Origin of the sequence: Streptomyces sp. MNU89, assembly GCF_020982505.1 — a bacterium.
Taxonomy (GTDB): domain Bacteria; phylum Actinomycetota; class Actinomycetes; order Streptomycetales; family Streptomycetaceae; genus Streptomyces; species Streptomyces xinghaiensis.
The window spans coordinates 480058-505700 of the sequence record NZ_JAJKLL010000001.1 but is presented as its reverse complement, the minus strand read 5'-3'; the positions used below and the strand labels follow the sequence as shown (position 1 = coordinate 505700).

The 25643-nt window shown below is 74.2% G+C and carries 21 protein-coding genes; 11 read left to right on the top strand and 10 right to left on the bottom strand.

The window, feature by feature from the left end; translation table 11 throughout:
• Positions 1-150 precede the first annotated feature (150 nt).
• Positions 151-480, bottom strand: coding sequence for a hypothetical protein (locus tag E4N63_RS02300; RefSeq protein WP_125623480.1), 330 nt, complete (start codon positions 478-480; stop codon positions 151-153).
• 170 nt (positions 481-650) lie between these two features.
• On the opposite strand from E4N63_RS02300, the gene E4N63_RS02295 reads away from it, so the two are divergent.
• A complete protein-coding gene (locus tag E4N63_RS02295; protein WP_308188630.1) occupies positions 651-1787 on the top strand; it encodes a PLP-dependent cysteine synthase family protein in 1137 nt (378 codons plus the stop codon).
• 69 nt (positions 1788-1856) lie between these two features.
• Here the strand turns inward: E4N63_RS02295 and E4N63_RS02290 are convergent, their stop codons facing one another.
• Complete coding sequence (locus E4N63_RS02290; protein ID WP_125623482.1) at positions 1857-2711, bottom strand: DeoR/GlpR family DNA-binding transcription regulator; 855 nt, start codon at positions 2709-2711, stop codon at positions 1857-1859.
• Positions 2712-2947: 236 nt separating this feature from the next.
• On the opposite strand from E4N63_RS02290, the gene E4N63_RS02285 reads away from it, so the two are divergent.
• Positions 2948-5335 carry a hypothetical protein gene (locus tag E4N63_RS02285; RefSeq protein WP_230239761.1) on the top strand — a complete coding sequence of 796 codons (2388 nt, stop codon included), beginning with the start codon at positions 2948-2950 and terminating at the stop codon, positions 5333-5335.
• Between the two features lie 32 nt (positions 5336-5367).
• Here E4N63_RS02285 and E4N63_RS02280 read toward each other — a convergent pair whose 3' ends face one another.
• The 3 genes from E4N63_RS02280 to E4N63_RS02270 all read right to left on the bottom strand — a co-directional run bounded on the left by E4N63_RS02280 (position 5368) and on the right by E4N63_RS02270 (position 9359).
• Positions 5368-7815 (bottom strand): right-handed parallel beta-helix repeat-containing protein, encoded by a 2448-nt coding sequence (locus tag E4N63_RS02280; protein WP_230239760.1) that lies wholly within the window; start codon positions 7813-7815, stop codon positions 5368-5370.
• A 157-nt stretch (positions 7816-7972) separates the two neighbouring features.
• Positions 7973-8809 (bottom strand): MOSC domain-containing protein, encoded by an 837-nt coding sequence (locus E4N63_RS02275; protein ID WP_230239759.1) that lies wholly within the window; start codon positions 8807-8809, stop codon positions 7973-7975.
• Between the two features lie 67 nt (positions 8810-8876).
• Complete coding sequence (locus E4N63_RS02270; RefSeq protein WP_125623486.1) at positions 8877-9359, bottom strand: DUF6643 family protein; 483 nt, start codon at positions 9357-9359, stop codon at positions 8877-8879.
• A gap of 302 nt (positions 9360-9661) precedes the next feature.
• On the opposite strand from E4N63_RS02270, the gene E4N63_RS02265 reads away from it, so the two are divergent.
• Positions 9662-10960, top strand: coding sequence for a TerD family protein (locus E4N63_RS02265; RefSeq protein ID WP_230239758.1), 1299 nt, complete (start codon positions 9662-9664; stop codon positions 10958-10960).
• A 43-nt stretch (positions 10961-11003) separates the two neighbouring features.
• On the opposite strand, the gene E4N63_RS02260 is transcribed toward E4N63_RS02265, so the two are convergent.
• Positions 11004-12209 carry a glycosyltransferase gene (locus tag E4N63_RS02260; RefSeq protein ID WP_230239757.1) on the bottom strand — a complete coding sequence of 402 codons (1206 nt, stop codon included), beginning with the start codon at positions 12207-12209 and terminating at the stop codon, positions 11004-11006.
• 133 nt (positions 12210-12342) lie between these two features.
• Here E4N63_RS02260 and E4N63_RS02255 point away from each other — a divergent pair, with 133 nt between their 5' ends.
• Positions 12343-13131, top strand: coding sequence for a glutamate racemase (locus E4N63_RS02255; RefSeq protein ID WP_230239756.1), 789 nt, complete (start codon positions 12343-12345; stop codon positions 13129-13131).
• A gap of 2 nt (positions 13132-13133) precedes the next feature.
• Here E4N63_RS02255 and E4N63_RS30400 read toward each other — a convergent pair whose 3' ends face one another.
• Positions 13134-14249 (bottom strand): O-antigen ligase, encoded by a 1116-nt coding sequence (locus E4N63_RS30400; protein WP_125626859.1) that lies wholly within the window; start codon positions 14247-14249, stop codon positions 13134-13136.
• 176 nt (positions 14250-14425) lie between these two features.
• Between E4N63_RS30400 and E4N63_RS02245 the strand changes: the two genes are divergently transcribed.
• Genes E4N63_RS02245 through E4N63_RS02235 form a run of 3 tightly spaced genes read left to right on the top strand, consistent with a single transcriptional unit; the run spans position 14426 to position 18044 of the window.
• The gene (locus E4N63_RS02245; RefSeq protein ID WP_125626858.1) at positions 14426-14905 is read left to right on the top strand and encodes an NUDIX domain-containing protein; all 480 of its coding nucleotides are present in this window, start codon (positions 14426-14428) and stop codon (positions 14903-14905) included.
• A 56-nt stretch (positions 14906-14961) separates the two neighbouring features.
• A complete protein-coding gene (locus E4N63_RS02240) occupies positions 14962-15795 on the top strand; it encodes a 3-hydroxybutyrate dehydrogenase (protein ID WP_125626857.1) in 834 nt (277 codons plus the stop codon).
• Entirely contained in the window at positions 15780-18044 is a 2265-nt protein-coding gene (locus E4N63_RS02235; RefSeq protein ID WP_230239755.1) for a helix-turn-helix domain-containing protein, read from the top strand. Before E4N63_RS02240 ends, E4N63_RS02235 begins: the two co-directional genes overlap by 16 nt.
• A 123-nt stretch (positions 18045-18167) precedes the next feature.
• On the opposite strand, the gene E4N63_RS02230 is transcribed toward E4N63_RS02235, so the two are convergent.
• Entirely contained in the window at positions 18168-19568 is a 1401-nt protein-coding gene (locus E4N63_RS02230; protein ID WP_125622234.1) for an MFS transporter, read from the bottom strand.
• Positions 19569-19793: 225 nt separating this feature from the next.
• On the opposite strand from E4N63_RS02230, the gene E4N63_RS02225 reads away from it, so the two are divergent.
• From E4N63_RS02225 to E4N63_RS02215, 3 genes are all read left to right on the top strand, one after another.
• On the top strand, positions 19794-20366 hold the full coding sequence (locus E4N63_RS02225; protein ID WP_125622236.1) for a TetR/AcrR family transcriptional regulator: 573 nt from the start codon (positions 19794-19796) through the stop codon (positions 20364-20366).
• A 154-nt stretch (positions 20367-20520) separates the two neighbouring features.
• Positions 20521-21705, top strand: coding sequence for an acyl-CoA dehydrogenase family protein (locus E4N63_RS02220; RefSeq protein ID WP_043466125.1), 1185 nt, complete (start codon positions 20521-20523; stop codon positions 21703-21705).
• Positions 21705-22463 (top strand): SDR family NAD(P)-dependent oxidoreductase, encoded by a 759-nt coding sequence (locus E4N63_RS02215; RefSeq protein ID WP_125622238.1) that lies wholly within the window; start codon positions 21705-21707, stop codon positions 22461-22463. The genes E4N63_RS02220 and E4N63_RS02215 overlap by 1 nt, the downstream gene beginning before the upstream one ends.
• 215 nt (positions 22464-22678) lie before the next feature.
• On the opposite strand, the gene E4N63_RS02210 is transcribed toward E4N63_RS02215, so the two are convergent.
• Positions 22679-23206, bottom strand: coding sequence for a hypothetical protein (locus tag E4N63_RS02210; protein ID WP_230239754.1), 528 nt, complete (start codon positions 23204-23206; stop codon positions 22679-22681).
• A 181-nt stretch (positions 23207-23387) separates the two neighbouring features.
• Positions 23388-23861 (bottom strand): hypothetical protein, encoded by a 474-nt coding sequence (locus E4N63_RS02205; RefSeq protein ID WP_230239753.1) that lies wholly within the window; start codon positions 23859-23861, stop codon positions 23388-23390.
• 512 nt (positions 23862-24373) lie between these two features.
• On the opposite strand from E4N63_RS02205, the gene E4N63_RS02200 reads away from it, so the two are divergent.
• Positions 24374-25639 carry a cellulose-binding protein gene (locus E4N63_RS02200; RefSeq protein WP_230239752.1) on the top strand — a complete coding sequence of 422 codons (1266 nt, stop codon included), beginning with the start codon at positions 24374-24376 and terminating at the stop codon, positions 25637-25639.
• The last annotated feature ends 4 nt before the right edge of the window (positions 25640-25643 follow it).

Genomic DNA, 25643 nt, shown 5'->3' with positions numbered 1-25643 from the left:
ACGCATCCAACGGAACGCACCCAAGCCTGGGTGTGACTGCTGTATGTGCCCGGCGGGGCCCGCAGAGAAGCGTCACCGCCGGTTAACCCTCGGTTACGTCCCACCAGCCTGGACCCGGGCCCGCTCGGCCGCAACTCGCGCCGCCGCACGTCACTCGCGGGCGGCGTCGCCTCCGGCCGTGCGCACCGCGTCGAAGAAGCTCCTAGCCGAGGGCGGCCCGTCCTCGCCGGGCTCCGGGTCGCGCGCGCCCAGTTTGAGCCGGTAGCGGTTGCCGTTGACCGTGGCCAGCGCCTCGTCGCCGTTCGCGAACCACGGCTTGTCGGCCCGCACCAGATGCACCGGTGCGCTGTCGATCTCCGTGCCCTGGCTGTTCATCAGCGTCAGCTTGCCGTCCCGGATCTGCACCTGCCCGGCCCGGGTCAGGGAGCGCAGCCGGTGCCCGATCCCCACCCGTGTGGCCTTGAACTGCGGTTCCGCCATCCGTACCGCCCCCTCAGGTCCCGACCGGACCGCTCCGTCCGCCCCGCTCGATTGCGCCCTGCCGGTCAGTGTGCCCGCGACCGGCCCCGGACACCAGCCCCGGCCTATGATCGAGCCGACCCGGCGCCGGCGCGTCCGGGCCCGGGACGTGAACGCGAGGAGCGGCGCTGGTGGGCACCACGGAGCGGGAACGGGCCGGCTGTCCGGCCGTCACCCTCGACACGGACCGCAGCGACCCCGGGTACCGGGCCTGGCTCAACGACGCCGTGCGGAAGGTCCAGGCCGACGCCAACCGCTCGGCCGACACCCATCTGCTGCGCTTCCCGCTGCCCGCCGGCTGGGGCATCGACCTGTACCTCAAGGACGAGTCCACCCATCCGACCGGCAGTCTCAAACACCGGCTGGCCCGCTCGCTCTTCCTGTACGGACTGTGCAACGGGTGGATCCGGCCGGGCAAACCCGTGATCGAGGCGTCCAGCGGCTCCACCGCCGTCTCCGAGGCGTACTTCGCCCAGCTGATCGGCGTGCCCTTCATCGCGGTGATGCCGCGCACCACCAGCCGGGAGAAGATGCGGCTGATCGAGTTCCAGGGCGGCCGGTGCCATCTGGTGGACGACCCGCGGACGGTGTACGAGGTCTCGGCCACGCTCGCCGCCGAGTCCGGGGGCCACTACATGGACCAGTTCACCTACGCGGAGCGGGCCACCGACTGGCGCGGCAACAACAACATCGCCGAATCGATCTACGACCAGCTCCGCATGGAGCGCTATCCCGAGCCCGCCTGGATCGTCGCCACCGCCGGTACCGGCGGCACCTCCGCGACCATCGCCCGGTACATCCACTACATGCAGTACGACACCCGCGTCTGCGTCCCCGACCCGGAGAACTCCTGCTTCTTCCGGGGCTGGACGACCGGCGACGCGGACGCCCGCTGCGAGGCCGCCTCCCGCATCGAGGGCATCGGCCGCCCCCGGATGGAACCCAGCTTCGTCCCCGGCGCGATCGACCGGATGATGAAGGTCCCGGACGCCGCCAGCGTCGCCGCCGTCCGGGCCCTGGAAGGCGCCATCGGCCGCAAGGCGGGCGGCTCCACCGGCACCGGGCTGTGGAGCGCCCTGAAGATCGTGGCCGAGATGGCCGCCGCCGGGGAGCGGGGCAGTGTCGTGACCCTCATCTGCGACGCGGGCGACCGCTATCTCGACAAGTACTACTCCGACGCCTGGCTGGAGGAACAGGGCCTGGACATCGCCCCGTACAGCGACGCGATCACCACACTGCTCGCCACCGGCGAGTGGCGGGGCCGCTGACGGAACACCCGCCGCGGGGCGGGGGCTTCCGTACGGCCCCCGGGCCCGGCCCGTCCCCGTACCCGGCGGTCAGCCGTCCGCGGCGCGCCCCGTGTCGTCCTCGCCCGCGACGATCAGCTCCGGCAGCCGTTCGGCGATCTCCGCCCGGGCGGCCGGCGACAGGCCCGGATCCGTCACCAGGACGTCCACCTCCTCCAGCGAGGCGAACGAACTGAGCCCCACCGTGCCCCACTTGGTGTGGTCCGCGACCACCACCACCCGCCGCGCCGAACGCACCAGCCGGCGGTTGGTCTCCGCCTCGGCGAGGTTGGGCGTGGACAGCCCGGCCTCCGCCGAGATGCCGTGCACCCCCAGGAGGAGCAGGTCGAAGTGGAGGGACCGGATGGCCTGGTCGGCCACCGGGCCGACCAGCGAGTCCGAGGGGGTGCGCACCCCGCCCGTCAGCACCACCGTGGCCGGCGCCTGCCGGGGCGCGCCCGGGCGCGTGGACGCGGCCGTGCCCCGAGCGGTGTGGAAGACGTCGGCCACCCGCACGGAGTTCGTCACCACCGTCAGGTCCGGGATGTCCAGCAGCCGGCGGGCCACCGCGAACGTCGTCGTCCCGCCGGACAGCGCGACGGCACTGCCGGGGGCCACCAGCCCCGCCGCGGCGCGGGCGATCTCCTCCTTGGCGGTGGGCTCCAGCGTGGACTTCGCCTCGAAACCCGGTTCGTGCGAACTGGCCTCCGCGACCGGCACCGCCCCGCCGTGCACCTTCTCCACCATGCCCTGCCGGGCGAGCGCGTCCAGATCGCGGCGGACCGTCATGTCCGACACGTTGAGCCGCCGGGTCAGCTCGTTCACCCGGACACCGCCCCGCCGCCTGACCTCGTCGACGATCAGTGCCCGCCGCTGCTCAGCCAGCAGGTTCTGGCTCTCGCTCACTTCAGCCCCCGTCCCTTGTCAGCGGGCGGATGCCGGCCGCCCCGTCGCGCCGGCCATCCTCCCACGGCAGGCGGCCCGGCGCCGTGCCGAGCGCCGCCCGCGGCCTGTGGCCTGTGGCCTGTGGCCGGAGCGTGTGCGTCCGGTCACGATCCGGCCTCACCTCCGCCGCGCCGCCCGCGAACTCCCGCCGCCGGGCGGGATCCTGGTGCGCGCAGCGGACGGATCGGGAGATCACCATGGCGGTCACACACCCGGACACGGCCGGACCGGAGGACCGGGACGGCGCACCGGCGGACGCGGAGGGCGGGGAGGGGGGACTCGCCCTGGAACTCCTCGTGCACGGCGTCGGCGGTGCCACGCCGCAGGAGGTGCTGGACGATCCGCGGACCGTGCGCGTCACGGGCGACAACACCGCGGGCATACACCGCCGGGCCGACGACGCCGGGGCGGAGCGGCAGCCCGGGCGCCACGGCGGCGAGCCGGTCCCGGAGGCTTACTGCTGGGGCGGCCTCACCTCGGGCAACGGCGCCCGCGCGCTGTGGCTGCTGTTACTGCCCTTCATGGTCGTCAACCTGGCGCACTGGACGCGTCCCTCCGCCACGGGCAGCAGGACACTGATCCGGCTGTACGGGCTGCTGATCCGCCTGGTCGCCCTCAGCCTGACCGTGCTGCTGACGGCCGCGGCCTGCGAGGTCGCCCTCGACCTGGTGGCCTGGCAGTGCGCCGGCTCCACGGACTGCGCGCGGAGCCGCACCTGGCTGGGCTTCCTCTCGCCCGAACAGGGCGGCTGGTGGAGCCAGCCCGGCCGCCGCCTGGCGCTGGCCGCGCTCATCCCCGCCGCGCTGACCGGACTGCTCTGGTGGCTCTCCCACCACACCTGGAGCGCCTACGAGTCGGCGCCCCCGCCGGTGCACGAGCCCTTGCGCGAGGGCGACCCGGGCGCCGCCCACCAGCCCGCCCTGCGGCTGCCCGGCTTCTGGTACGGCCGCCGTCTGGTGGCCCGGCTGCGCGCCGCGCACACCGCCGCGGGCTTCCTGACCGTGGCCGCCGCGCTCTCCGCGGCCGCCACCCGGTACGACCGCAAGCCCGGCGGCGGCTACTGGCTGGACCTCTTCGGCTGGTGCCTGGAGGTGTCGCTGGTGCTCGCCGGCCTCTTCGTCGTCTGGGTGGTGAGCTCCCGGGGACGCACCGAGTCCGTACCGGACGACCGGCTGGACCGCGCCGTCGTGCGCTTCCTGCCCGGCACCGCGCTGGGGCTGCTGGTGCTGGCCGCGGTGCACGCGGCCTGGTCGCGGCCCGGCTGGCGGTCCGGCGGCCTGCTGCCGGGGGACGAGACCTTCGGCGTCATCGCCCTTGGCCAGGGAGCGCTGGTGCTCGCCGCGGCCTGGGCCGGCCACCGGCTCCACCGCACCGACCCGGACAGCCGTTCGGCGCTGCACGGCGTCCGCGGAGCCGCCGTCGCCGTGTTCGCCTGCGCGCTGGGCGGCGTGATGTCCGGGGGCGTCGCCCAGCGGGTCGCCGACTGGCTCGACGGCCCCGGTACCCCCGGCATGAACGACGGCTACATCAGCGGGCCGCCGACCGTGCTGTCCTGGCACGCGGCGGTGATCCCCCCGCTGCTGGCCGTCCTCGTCGTGATCGCCGCCTACTTCGCCGGCCAGACCTGGCGGCTGCGGCGCGAGCAGATCGAGGCGGTCCGCGCGAGCCACCCCGGGGAACCGGAGGACACGGCGCGCACCCGCAGGATCGCCGGGGTCACCGCCACCGCGCGGCTCACCGACTGCGCCCCCTGGTTCCTCGGCGCCACCGCCGTGGTCACCCTGCTGCTGGGCGGGGTGGCGGTCGCCGGGGCGTGGAGCACCGGCGAGGTGCCCGGCCGCGCCGCCGACGGCTCGCCCGGCGTGGTCCAGGCGATCGCCGAGACCTCACAGGCGCTCGGCTCCTGGCTGATGGGCCTGGGCTTCCTCCTCTTCCTCGCCGGCGGCCGCCGCGCCTACCGCGACGCCGCGGTCCGCCGCACCATCGGCATCCTCTGGGACGTCGGCACCTTCTGGCCGCGCGCCGCGCACCCCTTCGCGCCCCCCTGCTACGCCGAGCGCGCCGTCCCCGACCTGACCTGGCGGATGGAGACCTGGACCCGCGGCACCGGCGGCCGGATCGTCCTCTCCGGCCACTCCCAGGGCAGCGTTCTGGCGGCCGCCGCGGTCTGGCAGCTCAGCCCGCACACCCGCCGCCGGGTCGCGCTCCTCACCTACGGTTCACCGCTGGAGCGGCTCTACGGACGCTGGTTCCCCGCCTACTTCGGGCCCGGGCCCCTGCACGCCCTGCACCACGAGATCGACTGCTGGCGGAATCTGTGGCGGGAGACGGACCCCATCGGCGGGCCCGTCCTGCTCCCCGGCCCCGCCTGCGCCGACGACCCCCCGGGGCCCGACGTGGACCGCGGCCCGCTCAAGGACCCGCTCGCCTACGGCCGCACCCCCGAACACCCGCTCCCCGCGCCGATCCTGGGCCACTTCGAATACCAGGCCGACCCCGTCTTCGCCGAGGAGCGGGCGGCGCTGCTGGACCGGCTCCCGGACGTGCCGAGGCCCCGCGCCGCCGGAGCGGCACCGGGCGGCTGAGCGGGGCCGGGGCGGCGGCGCCCCGGCGCCGCTCAGCCGGGGTCCGGCAGGTCCTCCGGGTACAGCAGTGTCAGCTCGTCGGTGGTCGGCTCGGACAGCTGGGCGACCCGGCCCGCGTGCCGCTCCACCATCGCCTCGAACGTCTGCCGTGCCGTGCGCCCGTTGCCGAACGCGGGGCCCTTGGGCAGCACGGTGAAGTACTTGAGCAGGGCCTCGGCCGCGCCCTCGCCGATCCGGTACTCGTGCTCCTCCGCCTGCTGCTCCACGATCCGCAGCAGCTCCTCGGGCGCGTAGTCGCCGAAGGTGATCGTCCGCGAGAAGCGGGAGGCGACGCCCGGGTTGACGGTGAGGAAGCGCTCCATCTCGGCGGTGTACCCGGCGACGATGACCACGACGGAGTCCCGGTGGTCCTCCATCAGCTTCACCAGGGTGTCGATGGCCTCACGGCCGAAGTCGCGCCCCGAGTCCTCCGGGGACAGCGCGTACGCCTCGTCGATGAACAGCACGCCGCCGCGTGCCCGTTCGAAGGCCTCCTGGGTGCGGATGGCCGTGGAGCCGATGTGCTCGCCGACCAGGTCCACCCGGGACACCTCGACGAGGTGACCGCGCTCCAGCACCCCGAGGGAGTGCAGGATCTCGCCGTAGAGGCGGGCGACGGTCGTCTTGCCGGTGCCGGGGGAGCCGGTGAAGACCAGATGGCGCCGGACGGAGGCGGCCTTGAGCCCCGCCTCCTGCCGCCGCCGGCCGACCTCGATCATGTCCGTGAGGGCGCGCACCTCGCGCTTGACGCTCTCCAGGCCGACCAGGGTGTCGAGTTCGCCGAGCACCTCGTCCGCGGGCCGGGCGTCCGGGGCGGCCGCCGCCGGTGCCGCCGTCCCGGCGGCCGGGACCGCCGGGACGGTGGCCGTGCGCCGCTCGGGCGCCGGGCCCAGCAGGCCCGCGGACACGTCCGCCGTTCCGGACACCGGTGCCGTGCCGGTGGCCGCCGTCGTCGGGGCGGCGGGCGGGACCGCGCTCTCGTCGCTGGTGCAGTCCTCACTGACCGGGCCCGCCTCGGCGAACTCGTAGCCGCCGCGGGCGCACCGCTCGGTGCGGCAGCGGGTGAGCGTCGTCCGGCAGCCGTCGATGATGTGGAAGCCGTAGCCGCCGCTGCCGGTGACCCGGCAGGAGGTGAAGGTGCCGCGGCCCTCGGCGGAGACGTAGAAGCCCGCCTCCGTGGGGGAGTTGACCGTGGTGCGCTCGACGGTGGGGTCGGCGCCCTTGGTGACGATGACGCCGGTGGCGGTGGAGTCGACGGTGCAGCCGGAGAGGACCCCGCCGGTGCCGTGGTCGCGGAACCAGGCGCCGGTGGCGGCCTCCCGGATGCGGCAGTCGTCGAGCTGCACGGTGGCCCCGTCGCTCACGGAGACGGCCGTGTTGCGCACCTGGGAGAGGTCGCTGTCCACCACGTCGGCGCGGGAGCCGCGGTCGAGGACGAAGAGGGCGTCGGGCACGTCGTGCAGCCGGCAGGACTCCAGGACCACGGCGGCGCCGTCGCTGACCCACACCGCCGGGTAGTCGCCGGTGCTGTCGTGGATCTCGCACTGGTGGGCGTCGACCCGGGTGCCGGGGTCCCAGACGGACAGCCCGTTGCGGCCGAAGCGGCGCACCTTGGTGCGGGTGAGGGTGAGGACGGAGCGCGAGCGGAGGTCGACCGCGTTCTCCGGGATGTCGTGGATGTCGCAGTCGGAGAGGGTGAGGGAGGCGTCGGTGTCGAGGGTGACCCCGTCTCCGGAGGTGCGGTGGACCGTGCAGTCGGTGAGGTGGCCGGTGGCCCGGGAGGCGATGCGCAGGCCCGCGCCCTTGATCTCGTACACCTCGCAGCCGAACGCCTCCAGGGAACTGCCCTCGCCGGTGAGGGAGATGCCGGAGCCGGAGGCGTGGTGGACGCGGCAGCGCTCCAGCCGGGGGTGCGCCCCGTCGTGCACGGAGACGCCGGACTGCCCGGCCGCGACCACCTCGCAGTCCTCGAAGACGCCGCCCGCGCCGCCGAGGACGCTGAAGCCGGTGCCGCCGGGGTTGTCGACGGTGCAGCGCCGCACGGTGGGCCGGGCGCCGCCGCGGACCTCGATGCCGGCGGCGGAGCGGGTGGCGACCCGGATGCCGGTGATCTCGGCGGTGCCGTCCTCCACGAGCAGCGCGGGGGCGGACGAGTCCTGCCCCTCCAGGTGCAGGTCGTGCACGGCGGCGGAGGCGCGTACGGTCAGCGCCACTCCGTCGATCGGGGCGATCCGCACCGAGCCGCGGCCGCCGTCGGCGCCGCGGAGCGTGACCGCGTGCTCGACGACGAGGTTCTCCCGGTAGGTGCCGGGGGCTATGGAGAGCACGTCGCCGTCCCCGGCGGCCTCCAGGGCCGCGGCGAGAGAGGCGTACTCGCCCGTCCGGCGCCGCCACCGCGACGTGCCGGTGTACGTCACCTGGACCGTGCCCTGTGGTGCCATGCTGCTGCCGTGCCCCCACCTCGTGCGTGCGTCTGTTCGCCGGATCCGGCTGTGTGTTCCGGCGACCCACCGTAGCGTGCGCGGGGAACGGGAGTTGACCGGTCCGGAGTGCGCGCGGAACCGGATCCGGCCGACGGCCGGGCGGCGGCCTCCGCGGTCACCCGGAGCGCCGGGCGACGACCCGCACCGGATCGCCCAGCCGGAGCGTACCGGTCCCCTCCGGGATCAGATTCTGGCCGAACAGCAGCCGGCCGCCGGCGTTCCGCTTCCGCGCGAGGGTGCGCAAGGGCTCCCTGCCGCGCTCGGCGGTCCGCTGGTCGGTGGTCGTGATCACGCAACGGGCGCAGGTCTTGACGACCCGGAACACGACCTCGCCGATCCGCACGGCGGCCCAGTCGTCCTCCTCCCACGGCTCGGTGCCGCCGATGACGGCGTTCGGCCGGAAACGGTTCATCGGCAGCGGCCCCTCGTGCGCGTGGTCGCCCTCCGCGATCCAGGCGTTCAGGGCGCGCAGAGACGCGGTGGTGGTGAGCAGCAGCGGATAGCCGTCGGCGAAGCTGACGGTCTCCCCGGGCCGTCCGTACGCCGGGTCGACCGGGCGGCGGTGCGCCGGGTCGTCCAGGTACAGCAGCCGGGTCCCGGCGCCCAGGCGGGCACCGAACCAGGCGTCGGCCGCCGGACCGGCGGGCACCGCCTCGACCTTGTCCCCGAAGATCTTCACGGGCACGGTCGGGCCGGAGTCCGGCACCGCGGCGCGGAGCTGCTCCCGGCCCGGCGCGGTGACCTCGATACCGCCGTCCCGCAGGGGCACCGCCCGGAGGCGTGCCAGCCCCGGAACGCTCCGCTGGGTGAGCACGGTGCCGTCCGCGCCGGTCAGCAGCCATCTGCGGTCCCCGGCAAGCCCCCACGGCTCGACCACCGCCTCGTCAGGGGCGTGACCCGCGAGTGATTTGACGGGATGGACGTGCAGCGCGCGGAGGGAGGGGGTCGCCATGGGGAGCAGTGTGCCACCCGTGCCGTGCCGTGTCCGGACGGTCAACCGGGCGCCCCGGCCGGTGCCGTCAGTAGCCGCGGCCCTGGTAGTACGGGCGCTGCTGGCCGTACGGATCCTCGTACGGGCCGGGCGCCGGACGCGGGGCCGCCGGGCGCGGGGCGGCCGGACGGGGAGTCGCCGGGCGCATCGCGTCGTAGCCCGTGCCGCCGCCCTGACCGCCCTGGTACTGCTGCGGTCCGGGGTAGCCGCGCGGGGCACCGGCCTGCTGCGGGATGTACGGCGCGGGGGCCTGCTGGAGCGGCGCCTGCTGCTGCGGTCCCGGGTAGCCGTAGCCGTATCCCTGCGAGGGCTGGGAGGGGGCGGCCGGCAGCGCGGGGAGCGCCGACGGCAGCGCGGGCAGATTGCTGCCGGTGTCGTATGCCGCGGGCACACGGATCGGCGCGATCTGCGGGGTACCCCGCTCTGCGACGAGGCTGTCGTAGATCGGGGTGTCGGGGAAGGCGGACGCGGAGTAGTAACCGCCGCCATAGGTGGAGCGGGGGGAGGTCATGCTGCATAAGTTAAGCCCATGATGTGCCTATTGGGGAGAGCAGTAAGGGGGTTGTTTCGCGAGTTCGGAGCGGCTGCGGAGCAGCAAGGGGAAGGAACCGGACGAAAACCTCCACCGGGCCGCCCCGCGAGGGATGAAGACCTGGTTCCGCACCGGTGACGGAGGGATGACGGGAAGACCCCGGGGGAGTCGCGGTACCGCATCACGGCGGCCGGTCATAGGTTGTTCCCGGACGAAGTCGTGCCGCGGACGCGGTCCGGCAGAAGACAACGAAGAGATCCGAGAGATCGAGGGGGAGCGGCATGGCGATGCGCAAGGGCACCAACGTCCCGGTTCCGGCACCGGCGGTGCGGGTGGAACTGGGCTGGCGCACGGGCCCCGGCGTGCCGGACGCGGACGCCTCCGCCCTGCTGCTTCAGGGGTCGGGGAAGGTCCGCTCCGACGCGGACTTCGTCTTCTACAACCAGCCGGCGCACGCCTCCGGAGCCGTCCGGCACACCGGCAAGCGCCCCTCCGGCGACCTGGTGACCGACACCCTGGAGGTCGATCTCGCCCGGACCGAGCCGGCCGTCGAGACCATCGTCCTCGCCGCCTCCTCGGACGGCGGCGCCTTCGGGCAGGTGCCGGGGCTCCACATCCGGGTCCTGGACGCGGCGAGCGGCGCGGAGATCGCCCGCTTCGACAGCGAGGACGCCACCGTCGAGACCGCCTTCGTGCTCGGAGAGCTCTACCGCCGCCAGGGCGCCTGGAAGTTCCGCGCCGTCGGGCAGGGGTACGGCTCCGGACTGGAGGGGCTGGCCACCGACTACGGGATCACCGTCGACGAGCCCGGCCCGCCGCCGCGGCTCCCGCCGCGCCGCCCCCGGCGCCGCCCGCGCCCGCCCCGCCGCCCCGCAGAGCGCACCGGTGCACACCCGGCGCCCGCGCCGGCTCCCGCGCCCCCGGCTCCTCCGGCCGCGCCCGTCAGCCTCTCCAAGGTGACGCTGACCAAGGCGTCGCCCACCGTCTCGCTCAGCAAGCAGGGCGGCACCTCGGGCGCCCTGCGCGTGAACCTCAACTGGGAGACGCGCAAGCAGTTCAAGGGCTGGGGCAGCAAGCTGGGCCGGGCGATGGCCATGCATGCCGACCTCGACCTCGACCTGTGCGCGCTGTTCGAACTCCGGGACGGCAGCAAGGGCGTCGTCCAGGCCCTCGGCAACGCCTACGGCTCACTGCACCGGCCGCCGTTCATCCACCTGGACGGCGACGACCGCACCGGTGCGGTGACCACCGGCGAGAACCTCACCATCAACCTCGACCACAAGCACGACTTCCGCCGCATCCTGATCTTCGTCACCATCTACGAGGGCGCCCGCAGCTTCGCCGATCTCCACGCCACGGTCACCCTCCAGCCGCAGCACGGCGCCCCCGTCGACTTCTCCCTCGACGAGTGCACGGTGCCCTCCACCGTCGCCGCCCTGGCCCTGCTCACCAACGAGGGCGGCGACCTGACGGTGCGGCGGGAGGCCCGCTATCTGGTGCCGGAGCGCGGCGTCAGCCCCCAGCGCACCGTCGACTACGCGTACGGCTGGGGCATGAACTGGACCCCCGGCCGGAAGTGACGGACCGGCAGCCCCTGCCCGGATCCGGCCGCCACCCCGCTCCTCACGGCCCGGCACCCTCCTCGGCGGTGCCGGGCCGCGCCGTACACCCGCCCCTTCCAGGCCGCCCCCGGCCCCGCGCGTGCCGTACCGCCGACTCCACGGTCATCGTCAGATAGAGCACCGCCGTGAACGGCAGCAGCAGCGACACCTTCGGCGGCTGCCCGTAGTAGCGCAGCATCGGCAGATACGTCCCGGCCATCACCGCCCACGCCAGTCCGCCCGCCACCGCCGCCCCCGGGGCCCCGGCGGCCAGGCCCGCCAGCAGCGCGACCGGCGGCACCGCGTAGACCAGCAGCAGTCCCAGCACCGTCAGCATCAGCAGCGCCGGATTGTGCCGGAGTTGTGTGTACGCGCAGCGGGCCACCATCTCCCGGATGTCCCGCAGCCGCGGATACGCCCGCACGCTGCGCACCCGGTCGGCCAGCCCCAGCCAGATCCGCCCGCCACCGTCCCGCACGGCCCGCGCCACGGCGACGTCGTCGATGACCGCGTCGTGCACCGACTCCGGATAGCCGGCCCGCTGGGCGGCCTCGTCGCGGAGCAGCATGCAGCCGCCGGCGGCCGCGGCCGTGCGGGAGTCCGGCCGGTTGACCCGGCGGAAGGGGTAGAGCTGCGCGAAGAAGAGGACGAAGGCCGGGACGGTCAGCCGCTCCCAGGGGGTCACCGTCCGCAGCCGCGCCATGAGGGAGAGCAGGTCGAGCCCCGAGTGGCTCGCGGCGCTCACCAGGTCGCGCAGGCTGTCGCGGTGGTGGGTGATGTCCGCGTCGGTCAGCAGCAGGTACTCCAGGCCCGGCATCAGGGACCGGGCCGTCGCCACCCCGTGCCGCACCGCCCACATCTTCCCCGTCCAGCCCGGCTCCGGCTCGCCGGGGGAGACGATGGTCAGCGGCAGCCCGCCCCGGCGCACGGAGAGCGGCGGACGGGCGGCCAGCGCCCGCGCGATGTCCCCGGTGCCGTCGGTGCTGCCGTCGTCCACCAGGACGATCTCGGCGTGCCCCGGATAGTCCTGGGCGAGCAGGGAGGTGAGGCTGTCCGGCAGCACGGCGGCCTCGTTCCGCGCCGGTACGATCACGGCGACCGGCGGCCACCGGGCGGGCTCCCTGCGCTCCGGCAGCCGGACGTCGGTCCGCCAGAAGAACCCGCGGCCCAGCAGGAGCCACCCCCAGGCGGCCAGGGACAGAACGGCGATCGAGGTAAGGATGGTCACTCCGGGAAGTCTGCCGGAAGCGGAGAGTCGCGGCGGTGACCCGCTCCGCGTTTCGGTGCCGGTCATCCGAGTGCCCGGAGCGGCCACCGGACTCCCTTGCGGGGGCGCGGCGCCCATCGCATAAGGTTGCCCGGTGAAGATCGCGCTCTTGGACTCCGGCCTGGGCCTGCTGGCGGCCGCGGCCGCGGTGCGCGCACTGCGGCCCGACGCGGCCCTGGTGCTCTCCTCCGACCCCGCCGGCATGCCGTGGGGCCCGCGCACCCCCGAGGACGTCACCGCCCGCGCCCTGGCCTGCGCGAGAGCGGCGGCCGCGCACCGTCCGGACGCGCTGATCGTCGCCTGCAACACCGCCTCCGTGCACGCGCTGCCCGCCCTCCGCGCCGAACTGGAGCCCGGCCTGCCGGTGGTCGGCACCGTGCCGGCGATCAAGCCCGCCGCGGCGGCCGGCGGCCCGGTGGCCATCTGGGCCACCCCCGCCACCACCGGCAGCCCGTACCAGCGGCGCCTGATCCGGGACTTCGCGGACGGCGTGCCCGTCACGGAGGTGCCCTGTCCCGGGCTCGCGGACGCCGTGGAGCGCGCCGACGAGACGGAGATCGACGCGGCCCTGGCCGCCGCCGCGGCGCTCACCCCGCCCGATGTCCGGGCCGTCGTGCTGGGCTGCACCCACTACGAACTGGTCGCCGAGCGCATCCTGGCCGCCGTCCGGCGACCGGGCGGGCCGGCGGTCACCCTGTACGGCTCGGCCGGTGCCGTGGCCGCGCAGGCGCTGCGCCGCATCGGCGCCGGGCCCCGGCTCGAAGCCACTGAGGGGGACGGGCTCGTGGTGCTGCAGAACGGCCGGGAGACCGGCCTGCCGGTGGCCGCGCCGGCCTATGCCGAGGGCCGGCTCCTGGGCGCGGTGAGCCCGGCCCGCGGCTGACCTCAGCTCCCGGGAGCGCCCTCCGCGGGCATCCCGTCGCCCTCCCGGTGGACCGCCGGCAGGGCACCGTCGGGGGCCGCCGCCGCGGCGGGTCCCGGTGCCGTCCCGTACGTCAGCGGGCGGGAGGTGGCGACGCCCGCGAGGAGCCCGGCCGCGACCGTCACCTGCGGGAAGCTCAGCGCGTTGCCGACACCCGCCAGCGCGGCCAGGACCGTCAGCGAGGCGCCGGCGGTCAGGACGACCGGGGTGGAGCGCGGCGAGCGGCCCAGGGCCACCAGCGTCCAGCAGAACGCGGCCCCCAGCAGTGCCACTCCCGGGAGGCCCTGTTCCGAGGCCAGTTGCAGCGGTGCCGAGTGCGGCTTGCCGTCCGATCCAGGGGTGTTCCGCACGGTCTCGCTCAGGGCGCCGAAACCGTCCGGTCCGACGCCGAGCACGGGCCGCTCGGCCGCCAGCCCGAGGGCGTCCCGCCAGAGCAGCACCCGGTGCTCCGTCAGCCGCCCCTCCACGGTGGCCGACAGCCCTTCCGGCAGCGCGCCCCCGGCCGTGGCCAGCGTGCCGCCGGCCACCAGGGCCGCCGCCAGCGCGCAGCCCGCGAGCACGGGCGCCCGGCGCCGCGCCGGGGCGACGGCCGCCGAGCACAGCAGGACGACCACGATCACCGCGCAGCCCACCGGCGAGCCCAGCAGCAGCGCGGCCACGGCGGTCCCCGCCGCCGCGAGCCGCAGCACCGTCCGGGTCCCGGTGCGGCGCGCGGCCCAGGCCGCACAGCAGGCGCTGCCGGCGGCGAGTGCCAACTGGGCGGCCTCCGCCCCGCCGTGGCCGGGGGGCACCATGACGACCGCACCCGGCAGGCTCCCCGGCGCCGCGAGGGCCGCGAAGGCGCCGGCGAGCGCCGCCGCCGCGGGCACGGCGACCGGCAGCAGCGCACCGCCGATCCGGCCGAACGCGTATCCGGCGGCGACCGCCAGCAGCGCGAGCAGCATCCCCTCGGGGCGCGCGTCGCGCCCGGCGGAGGTGATGAGCGCCCAGGCGGCGCAGCAGCCGAACACCACCACACCGGCGGTGTCCGAGGCGCTGCCGCGCGGCTCCTCCGTGAGACGTCCCGTGGACGGAACCATCCCGTCGACCCCCCAGCTCGGACGGGCACCGTTCACGGCACGGGGCCGCGCGCGGGCTTGTGGTGCGCCACACCGTAACGGCTGCGGTGGCGGGGTGTGGAGGTGTCCGGCGGGAACGGCGTCCGGACATGTGCCACCGGCAAAGCCGTGGGCCGGGCAGAGCCTAGGCTCGCCCCATGCCGACACCCGATTTCATCCGCGCCCTGAGGGCCACGGCCGGACAGCAGCTGCTCTTCCTCCCCGGCGTCAGCGCCATCGTGTTCGACGACGCGCGGCGCGTGCTGCTCGTCCGGCGTGCCGACACCGGGCGCTGGTCCATCATCGGCGGGATCATCGAGCCGGGGGAGCAGCCCGCGCGGACGGCGGTGCGCGAGGTGTACGAGGAGACCGCGGTCCGGTGCGTGCCGGAACGGCTGGTGCTGGTGCAGACGCTCGAACCGGTGCGCTACCCGAACGGTGACCTGTGCCAGTTCGTGGACACCTCCTTCCGCTGCCGCGCCACGGGTGGCGAGGCCCGCGTCAACGACGACGAGTCGCTGGAAGTGGGCTGGTTCCCGGTGGACGGCCTGCCGGACCTGGAGGACTTCGCCGTGAGCCGGATCAAGCAGGCCCTCGGCGACGGTCCGGCGTGGTTCGACCCCATGACCGGCGTCTGAAGTGTGGGTCCGGGCCACATCGGTGCGCGCGGCCCGTCCTGCCTAAGGTGCCGGGCATGACCGTGCCCCCCGCAGCGGACCTCGCCGCCGTCCCCGCCTCCGCGACCGCCCCCGCGAGGCTCTCCGTCGACATCGACCTCACCGGCCGCACCGCCCTCGTCACCGGCGCGGCCGGCGGCATCGGCCGCGCGTGCGCCCTGCGGCTCGCGGCGGCCGGGGCCGGGGTCCGAGCCGTGGACCGGGACGCCGCCGGCCTGGAGGAGCTCGGTGCCCGGGCCGGAGGACTGCCCGGCAGCGTGGAGCCGCGGGTCCTCGACCTCACCGATCTCGACGCGGCGGAGCGCGCGGCCGCCGGCACCGATGTGCTCGTCAACAACGCCGGCCTGCAACTGGTCCGCCCCATCGAGGAGTTCCCGCCCGAGGTGTTCTCCACCGTCCTCACGGTGATGCTGGAGGCCCCCTTCCGCCTGATCCGCGGGGCACTGCCGCACATGTACGGGCAGGGGTGGGGCCGGATCGTCAACATCTCCTCGGTGCACGGCCTGCGCGCGTCCCGCTTCAAATCGGCGTACGTGGCCGCCAAGCACGGCCTCGAAGGGCTCTCCAAGGTGGCCGCGCTCGAAGGTGCCGCGCACGGCGTGACGTCCAACTGCGTCAACCCCGGCTACGTCCGCACCCCGCTCGTCGAGCGGCAGATCGCCGACCAGGCCGCCGCCCACGGGATCCCCGCCGAACGCGTCGTCAGCGACATCCTGCTCGCCGACTCGGCCCTCAAGCGGCTGGTCGAGCCGGAGGAGGTCGCCGAGGCCATGGCCTATCTGTGCGGCCCGCAGGCGTCCTTCATCACCGGTGCCGCGCTCCCCCTCGACGGCGGATGGACCGCGCACTGACCCCCTCCGGACCGGGCGGTGGCGGAGACGGCGAGCCGCTGTGCCACCGGCCACGCCCTGTCCCTCCCCCCTTCCCGGCTGTTCCGGCCCGCGGGCCGGACCCGGCCGCCGGGCGCGGTGCCCCGGGGCCGGATGCCGGTACGCCGGACGGGGACGGGGACGGGGCGCTCAGGAGGCCGGAGCGGGGCCGGGGGCGGGGACGCCGGCGGCCGTCCCGTGGCGGCGGTGTCCCGTTCCGGCGGAGGTCCGGCGGCGCACCGGGCTGGCGCGCGGGGACCCGCCCCGGGTATCCCTGGGTCCATGCCCGGATCCCAGCCCCGTCCCGCCGGGGCCGCCGAAGCCCCCTATCTGGAGCTGCTGTCCCGCGGCGCGCCCGTCGAGGAGTACGAGCAGCCGCTGCAGCGCGCCCGCGCGGACGGCGCCGGACCGGAGGAGCTGGCCGCCCTGGAGCGCGGCAAGCTGCTCGCCCTGCGGGTGCGGACCGAGCTGGAGGGGCGCCGGCGGCGCGAGGCGGAGCTGTCGGCCCTCTTCGAGACCGCGCACGACCTGGCCGGGCTCCGCGACCTGGACGCCGTGCTGCAGGCCATCGTGCAGCGCGCCCGGTCGCTGCTGGGCACCGAGTGCGCCTATATGACGCTGAACGACCCGGAGGCCGGCGACACCTATATGCGAGTCACCGACGGTTCGGTGTCCGCCCGCTTCCAGCAGCTCCGGCTCGGCATGGGGAGGGGCTGGGCGGGCTCGTCGCGCAGACCGCGCGCCCGTACGTCACCGACAGCTACTTCGACGACCCCCGCTTCGAGCACACCCGGACGATCGACTCGGGGGTGCGCGACGAGGGCCTGGTCGCGATCCTCGGCGTCCCGCTGATGACCGGCAGCAGCGTGATCGGGGTGCTGTTCGCCGCGGACCGGCGGGCCCGGGTCTTCGAACGCCAGCAGATCGCCCTGCTCGCCTCCTTCGCCGCGCACGCCGCCGTCGCCATCGACTCCGCGAACCTGCTGTCCGAGACGCGGTCCGCGCTCGCCGAGCTGGAGACCGCCCACGGCGTCATCGGCGACCGCAGCGCCGTCATCGAGCGCGCCTCGGAGGTCCACGACCGGCTGACCGAGCTGGTGCTCCGGGGCGGCGGGGTGCGCGACGTCGCGGACGCGGTGGCCGAAGTGCTGTCCGGGGCCGTGGAGTTCACCGAGGCCGGCACCTCGACGGACCCGGCCGTGGAGCGTTCCCGCGCCGCCGGGCGCGCCGTGCGGCACGGCGACGACTGGGTGGCCGCCGTCTCCGCGGGCGGGGAGCTCTTCGGCGCACTCGTACTGCACGGGCACCCGGAGCTCGATCCCGTCGACCAGCGCACACTGGAGCGCGCCGCCATGGTCACCTCGCTGCTGCTGATCGCGCGCCGCTCGGCGGGCGAGGCCGAGCAGCGGGTACGGGGCGAACTCCTGGACGACCTGCTGGACGCCCCGGACCGCGATCCGAGCCTGCTGCGCGAGCGCGCGGCGCGGCTGACGGCCGACCTCGACGCACCGCATGTCGTGCTCGCGGCCCGTGTCGAGAGCGACGGCGGTTCCGGCGGCGGGACCGGCGGGGCAGCAGGCGGTGGCGCGGCCGCGCGGCGGACCGCCGACCGGCAGCGCCTCTGGTCGGCGGCCTCGCACCTCGCGGCGACCCGGCACGGCCTGGCCGCCGCCCGCGACGGCGGCACGGTGCTGCTGCTCCCGGCCGGACCGGAGGAGAGTGCCGCCGAGACCGCCCGGCAGACCGCCAAGCAGCTCGGCACCGCCGTGCGGGGCACCGTCACCGTCGGCGCGTCCGCGCCCGTACCGGCGCCCGTGGCGCGTCCGGGCGCTGTCGCCACCGCGTACGCCGAGGCCCGGCGCTGCCTGGAGGCGCTGCTTCTGCTGGGGCGGGCCGGTCAGGGCGCCACCGCCGAGGACTTCGGGTTCCTCGGGCTGCTGCTGGCCGACTCCCGGGACGTCGCGTCCTTCGTCCGCCGCACGATCGGACCGGTCACCGACTACGACGCGCGGCGTGGCACCGAACTGGTGCGCACCATGGAGGCGTACTTCGCCTGCGGCATGAGCCCGGCCCGCACCAAGGACGAGCTGCACGTCCACGTGAACACCGTCGCGCAGCGGCTGGAGCGCATCGGACGGCTCCTGGGCGCCGGCTGGCACTCCCCGTCCGGCGCACTGGAGGTGCAGCTCGCCCTGCGCCTGCACCGGCTGGCCGGGGCGATCGGCAGCTGACACCGCGGTCACGCCCCCGGTGCGCCGCCGCGGAGGGCACCGGGACGGGAAAGCGCCTCCGCACCCCCCGTCCCAGGGATGCGGAGGCGCCGTCCCACGCCGTCTTGCGCGCCGCGCCGCCGGTCAGGCCGTGCCGGCCGCCGCCCCGGATGCCGCGGCGGCACCCGCCGGCTCCGCGGGGGCGTCGCCCTCCGGGTCGAGTTCCGCCAGGTCGCGGTGGCGGGTCTCCTTGGCGATCCAGACCGCCAGCAGCGTGATCAGCGCGGCGGCGATCACGTAGAGCGCGATAGGCGTCGAGCTGCCGTAGTCGTTGAGGAGCGCCGTGGCGATCAGCGGCGCCGGGGCACCCGCCAGCACCGACGAGAACTGCGCGCCGATGGAGGCGCCGGAGTAGCGCATCCGGGTCGCGAACATCTCGGCGAAGAACGCCGCCTGCGGGGCGTACATCGCGCCGTGGAAGACCAGCCCCACCGTGACCGCCAGCAACAGGCCGGCGAAGCTCCCGGTGTCGATCAGCGCGAAGAACGGGAAGACCCAGAGGCCCACACCCGCGGCGCCCAACAGGTACACGGGCCGGCGGCCGAAGCGGTCCGACAGGGCGCCCCAGACGGGGATCGTGGCGAAGTGCACGGCCGAGGCGAGCAGTACGGCGTTGAGCGCGGTCTGCTTGCTCAGCTCCACCTCGGAGGTCGCGTAGACCAGGATGAAGGCGGTGATGACGTAGTAGCTGATGTTCTCGGCCATCCGGGAGCCCATCGCGATCAGCACGTCCCGCCAGTGATGGCGCAGCACGGCGATCAGCGGCATGCTCTCGGCGACGGGCTTCTCGGCGGCCTTGCGGGATTCGGCCCGCTCCATCGCCTGCTGGAAGACGGGGGACTCGTCGACGGCCAGCCGGACCCACAGCCCGATCCCGACCAGCACCCCGGAGAGCAGGAACGGGACGCGCCAGCCCCAGGACACGAAGGCGGCGTCCGACAGCAGGCCCGTCAGCAGTGCCAGCACACCGGTCGCGATCAGCTGTCCGGCGGGAGCTCCCGTCTGCGGCCACGAGGCCCAGAAGCCGCGCCGTTTGGCGTCACCGTGCTCGGAGACCAGCAGGACGGCTCCGCCCCACTCGCCGCCCAGTGCGAAGCCCTGGACCAGCCGCAGCACGGTCAGCAGCAGGGGGGCTGCCGTGCCGATGGTGGCGTGGGTGGGCAGCAGGCCGATGGCGAAGGTCGAGCCGCCCATCAGCAGCAGGCTCAGCACCAGCAGCTTCTTGCGGCCCAGCTTGTCGCCGTAGTGGCCGAACACCAGGGCGCCGACGGGGCGGGCGGCGAAGCCCACGGCGTAGGTGACGAAGGCCAGCAGGGTGCCGACGAGCGGGTCGGAGCCGGGGAAGAAGAGCTGGTTGAAGACGAGCGCCGCGGCGGCACCGTAGAGGAAGAAGTCGTACCACTCGATGGTGGTGCCGATGAGACTCGCGGCGACGACGCGCTTGAGCGAGCTGGAGTTCGGTGGGGCGGGTGCCGTAGCAGCCATGGGTCACCACTTCCGTGGGCGGTTCGGGGACGATCGTGTCGCCACACCGTAGGAACGCGCAGGTCACCGGCCCATGTGGTGGGACACCACACTTCGGTGGTCAGGGGTGCGCGCGACACCCATGCCATCGGCCGGGCACGGCGTCCGCCCGGACGGAGACCCGCTGCGGACGGCGCCGGCGGCCGGGCCCGGCCCGCCGCCGGAGGCACCGGATACGCTGACGCCATGCCGTCCGCCCGCCGCACCGCCCGCCAGAGCGATCTGCTCCGGCGCCTGGTCGCGCTGGTGGCGGCGGAGGGCTTCGCCTCCTTCACCCTCGACGATCTGGCCGTGCGGCTGCGCTGCTCCAAGACGACGCTGTACCAACTCGCGGGCAGCAAGCAGGAGTTGGTCCGGGAGGCGGTGAAGTACTACTTCCGGGCGGCGACCGAGGCCGTCGAGAAGCAGGTCGCCGACACCTCGGCCCCGGCGGACCGCGTGGTGGTCTATCTGAAGGCCGTGTCCGAGCAGCTCAGGCCGCTCTCCCGGCGCTTCCTCGACGACATGGCCGAGTTCGCCCCCGCCCGCGAGGTCTACGAGGCCAACACGCGCCACGCGTCCGCCCGGGTACGGCAGCTGATCACCGAGGGGGTGGCCGCGGGGGCTTTCCGCGATGTCCACGCCGCCTTCGTGGGCGAGGTCGTCGCGGCCACGATGCAGGAGATCCAGCGAGGCGGGGTCACCGCGAACACCGGGCTGAGCGACGCCGACGCGTACGCCGAACTGGCCTCGCTCATCGTGCACGCCGTCTCTTCCTGACCCGGCTTCTTCCCGACCCGGCGGGGACCGGCGCCCGGCCCCGGCCGGTTCTCCCGGCCGTATCACCGGCCGCGGGCAGGCTCCCCGCTGGCCGGGACCGTACCCGTAGCGATACTCTCGTATCGGCTCCAGTATCACTCAAGGGACGGCAACCATGCCCGCAACGCGAACGCTCCCCACAAGGGAAGCCGCCGACCTCATCGGTCTCACCCGTGAACTCGCCGAGAAGGAACTCGCCCCCCGCGCCGCCGAGTGGGAGGCCAACGAGAAGTTCCCCCGCGACGTCTTCCGCACCCTCGGCCGCGCCGGCCTGCTGGGCCTCCCCTACCCCGAGGACTTCGGAGGAGGCGAGCAGCCCTACGAGGTCTATCTGCAGGTGCTGGAGGAGATCGGGGCGGTCTGGTCCAGCATCGGCGTCGGCGTCTCGGTCCACGCGCTCTCCTGCTTCGCCCTCGCCGCGTACGGCACGGACGAGCAGAAGGAGGAGTGGCTCCCCGGGATGCTCGGCGGCGAGACCCTCGGCGCCTACTGCCTCTCCGAGCCGCACGCCGGATCGGACCCCGCGGCCATGCGCACCCGCGCGGTCCGCGACGGCGACCACTACGTGCTCAACGGCAGCAAGGCCTGGACCACCCACGGCGGCTACGCCGACTTCTACACGGTCATGGCGCGCACCTCCGAGGACAGGTCGCACGGGATCTCCTGCTTCCTCGTCCCGGCCGACACCCCCGGGCTCTCCGCCGACCCGCCCGAGCGCAAGATGGGCCTGACCGGCTCGGCCACCGCGACCATGCGCTTCGACGGCGTACGGGTCCCGCGGCACCGCCGTATCGGAGCCGAGGGCCAGGGCCTGCCGATCGCCCTCGCCGGCCTCGACTCCGGCCGGCTCGGCATCGCGGCCGTGGCCACCGGCCTCGCCCAGGGTGCCCTGGACCACGCCCTGCGCTACGCCCAGGAGCGGGAGACCTTCGGCAAGCCGATCATCGAGCACCAGGGGCTGGCCTTCGTCCTGGCCGACATGGCCGCCGCCGTCGACGCCGCCCGCGCCGTCACGCTGGCCGCCGCCCGGCTGAAGGACCTGGGGCTGCCGTTCGGCCGTGAGGCGTCGGTGGCGAAGATGGTCGCGACGGACAACGCCATGAAGGTCACCACCGACGCCGTCCAGGTGCTCGGCGGCTACGGCTACACCCGTGACTTCCCCGTGGAGCGCTACATGCGGGAGGCCAAGGTGATGCAGATCTTCGAGGGCACCAATCAGATCCAGCGCATGGTGATCAGCCGCGCGCTGAAGAAGGACAGCCGCGGCATCATCACCGTGCGGAACAAGGAGCAGCAGTAATGCGTATCGAGAACACCGCCGCCATCGTCACCGGCGGGGCCTCCGGCCTGGGCGCGGCGACCGCCGCCGCCCTGGTGAAGGAGGGAGCGAAGGTCTTCGCCCTCGACCTCCCCGGGAGTATCGAGAAGGCCCCGGAGACGGCGGGTATCACCTATGTGCCGACCGATGTCACCGACGGCGACGAGGTCCGGGCCGCCGTCACGGCGGCGGCGTCCTCCGGCGTCCCGCTGCGCACCGTCGTCAACTGCGCCGGCATCGGCCCGTCCATGCGCATCCTGGGCAAGAAGGGCGTGCACGACCTCGGCCTCTACGCCAAGATCGTCCAGGTCAATCTGATCGGCTCCTTCAACGTCCTCGCGCTCGCCTCCGAGGCCATCGCGCAGACCGGGGCCGACGAGAACGGCCAGCGCGGCGTCATCGTCAACACCGCCTCCATCGCCGCCTACGAGGGCCAGGTCGGCCAGGCCGCCTACGCCTCCTCCAAGGGTGGCATCGTCGGGCTGACCCTGCCGGCCGCCCGCGACCTCGCCCAGTACGGCATCCGCGTCTGCACCATCGCGCCGGGCATCGTCGAGACGCCCATGCTGGCCACCGTGTCCGAGGAGTTCCGGGCCGGGCTCGCCGCCGGCGTGCCGTTCCCGCAGCGCCTCGCCGCCCCCGAGGAGTACGCCAAGCTCGCCCTCGCGATCATCGACCACGACTACCTCAACGGCGAGACGATCCGCATGGACGGCGCTCTGCGCATGGCCCCGCGCTAGCACGCACCGGCCGCACCATCCCCGCGACCGGCCGGACGCACGGTCGCAAGGCGCCGCCGCACCCCCTGGCGTTCGGGTGCGGCGGCGCCTTTCCGTTTCCGCGGTGTCTGCGGTGTCCTCCCGTCCGGCCGGTCCGTGAGCGACGGCCCGCTCCCGGCCGGGGGACGGCCGGGACGGTGTGGCGCTGCTGCACGCGCCGGCGAAGGAGGGGCCGGTCAGTCCAGACTGGCCGAGGTGTCGACCCGTGTGGCGACGATGTAGTTCTCGTCCTGCCAGTCCGTGAAGAGTTCGTCCTCCCAGTCCAGGCCGAGTTCCTTCTCCGCCTCCGCGACGTCGAACGCCTTCCGCACTGTGCCGGTGACCCGCACGGTGTCCCCGTCATCGATCCTGCCTTCCTTGACGGCCGGCACGGAGACGACCGGGAGGTCCTTCGGGGCGTCGCCCCGGGTGCCGGCGATCGTGAAGAAGTGGCTGTCGATGACGTCGTGGACCGTGGAGGTGATGGTGACCCGCCTGCCCGCCCAGGTGTCCACGTCGTTCCAGAAGCCGGCCTCCGCCAGATCCCCGTACACGAATTCGTATCCGTCGCCGTCCCCGGGGGACTCCTCGACGCGCACGGAGGCTTCGGGCCTGGCGTTCCCGCCTTCCTCGCCGCATCCGGTCAGGGGGACGGCGCCCAGGGCCAGGGCGAGGAGCAGGGGGGTGGTCGTCCGCGCACGGCGGTGTCCTGGTGTGAGTCGCATGCTCGTCGGTCCTCTCGCCGGGAAACTCTCGGGCCTCGCGCACCCCGCGGGGCCGCCCCCATCCGGGCGGCGAAACGGGCACAGGGTGCGTCCGGCCCTTCTCCGGAGGTGCGGCGGATGTCTCTCCTCGGCTCTCCGGCTTGCCGCCGGGCAGCCCGTCTCGCGGGCGGCGGGAACTCCGCTACTCGCCGACGTCTTCGGCGATCTTGTCGGCCTTCACATACGGCTCGCCGGAGAAGTCCTGATAGAGCGGCTCCGCGAGATCCACCCCGAGATCCTTCTGGACCCGCGAGAAGTCGAACCTGTGTACGATCCCCTCGACCTGGACCGGGTCGTCCTGGTCCACCGGGGGCATACCCTCCTCGATGACCAGCAGCGGATCCGCGTCGCCGAAATCGCCACCGCCGATGGTGAACGCCCACGGTGAGATCACATTTTCGACGCGGGCGCTGAACGTTCCTCTCTCCCCGGTGACCGACTCGGGATCGCCGCGCTCGAACGCCTCCTGGACCTCGCCGACGCTCAGACCCGACTCCCCTCCCGCCGTGTCGTCGCCGCCGCATCCGGCGAGCGCGGCCGCCGCGAGGAGCAGGGCCGCTGCCGACCGGGCCGACCGGCGGCCCGGAAAGAACTGCCTGCCAGGGACACCTCGCACAACTGCCTCCCCTCTCCTCGGAAGTCGTTGCCGGCACCGGGTTACCCTCACTCCTCCCGTGAAACAGTCATGCCGCAATCGTGACCAAGGGCGAGAAACCGGACTTGCCCCGGTCTCGGCCGAACACCCGGGCGGCGGCTCCCGGCCGTACAGGAGCGTGTACGGAGCGGCACGGCAACCCGGTCCGCCGCGGACCGCCCGGCGAGCCGTGCCGCTCGCCTCCGCGGAGTGCCCTGCTGCCCGGCTTCCCCCCGGACACCGTCCTCGGAGCGCGGGCGCGGGAGCACGGCACGGCGTGACGGGCCTGTTCGGCGGGGGGTTGTGAGGTGGCCAACGCCCTTGTACCGTGCGAGTGTTCTGGGCCGTGGTTGGAGTCTGGGGGCAGCTGCGACCACGTCGCGGTCCGGGACGTTTCCCACCATCTGGCGTGCAGCGGCAACTTCACGGCTCCATGTCGTCGGCCAGGGAGCCGTTCCCTCGGCTGCGCGCCTTCCTCATGGAGGTTCCCCCACATGCGCTTCCATCGATACCGGCCCCGGGCATGGGCCGCCGCGGTCTTCGTGGCCGTCGCGAGCTTAGGCGCCGCCACCCTCAGCCCACAGGCGGTGGCCGCACCCGGCCCCGGAGCCGCCACGCAGTTCGCGGCCGACGTCGAGGACGACGGCACCGACTGCAACGTGCCCGACCCGGGCTCCACACCGTCCAACTCCCTGCTTCCCGACCCGTTCACGAAGCTGGACGGCTCGCGCGTGACCGCGAAGTCCGACTGGCGGTGCCGGCGGGCCGAGATCAAGAAGATGGCGGAGAAGACGGTCTACGGCACGAAACCCGCCAAGCCGCAGAGCGTCTCGGGATCGGTCTCCCGCAGCGACATCACCGTCAACGTCTCGGACAACGGCAGGAGTTCCAGCTTCTCGGCCCGCGTCGAGCTGCCGAGCGGTTCCGGGCCCTTCCCGGCCGTCATCGTCTACGGGGGCTTCGGCGCGGACACCGCCACCATCAAGGCCGCCGGTGCCGCCGTCATCAGCTTCGACCCGTTCGCGGTCGGACGGGAGGGCACGCCCCGCAACAACAAGCAGGGCGCCTTCTACAGCGTCTACGGCTCCAACAGCAGCACCGGGCTGCTGATGGCCTGGGCCTGGGGCGTCAGCCGGATCATCGACGTCATCGAGCAGTCGGACGGCAGCGTCCTCAAGGCCGAGGGCACCGGCGTCACCGGGTGCTCCCGGTACGGAAAGGGCGCGTTCGTGGCCGGTGCGTTCGACCAGCGCATCGCCCTGACCATGCCGATCGAGTCGGGCACCGGCGGCGCTCCCATCTTCCGCGGCATCCCGCGGGAGAACGGCGCGCAGCCGCTGAGCAGCGGCTACGGAGAACAGCCGTGGCTGGGTGACGCCTTCGGCTCCTACGCGAGCGACCCGTCCAGGCTGCCGGTGGACACCCACGAGATCGTGGGCATGGTCGCGCCGCGCGGACTCTTCATCATGGAGAACCCGCACATCGACTGGCTGGCCGCCGGCTCCGGGAGTGTGGCGGCCCTCGGCGGAGCGGAGATCTACAAGGCGCTCGGTGCCGGGAGCAACATCACCTACTGGTCCGACATCCAGGACGGCAACCACTGCGCCAGCCGGTCCGAGTGGCGCGGCCCCCTGCAGCAGCACATCCAGAAGTACATGCTGGGGACGGGCAGCAGCTCGGGCACGATCAGGATCTCCAGCAAGAAGCCGGGCAACCTCTCGCAGTGGAGGAACTGGCAGACCCCGACCCTGACCGACTAGCCCC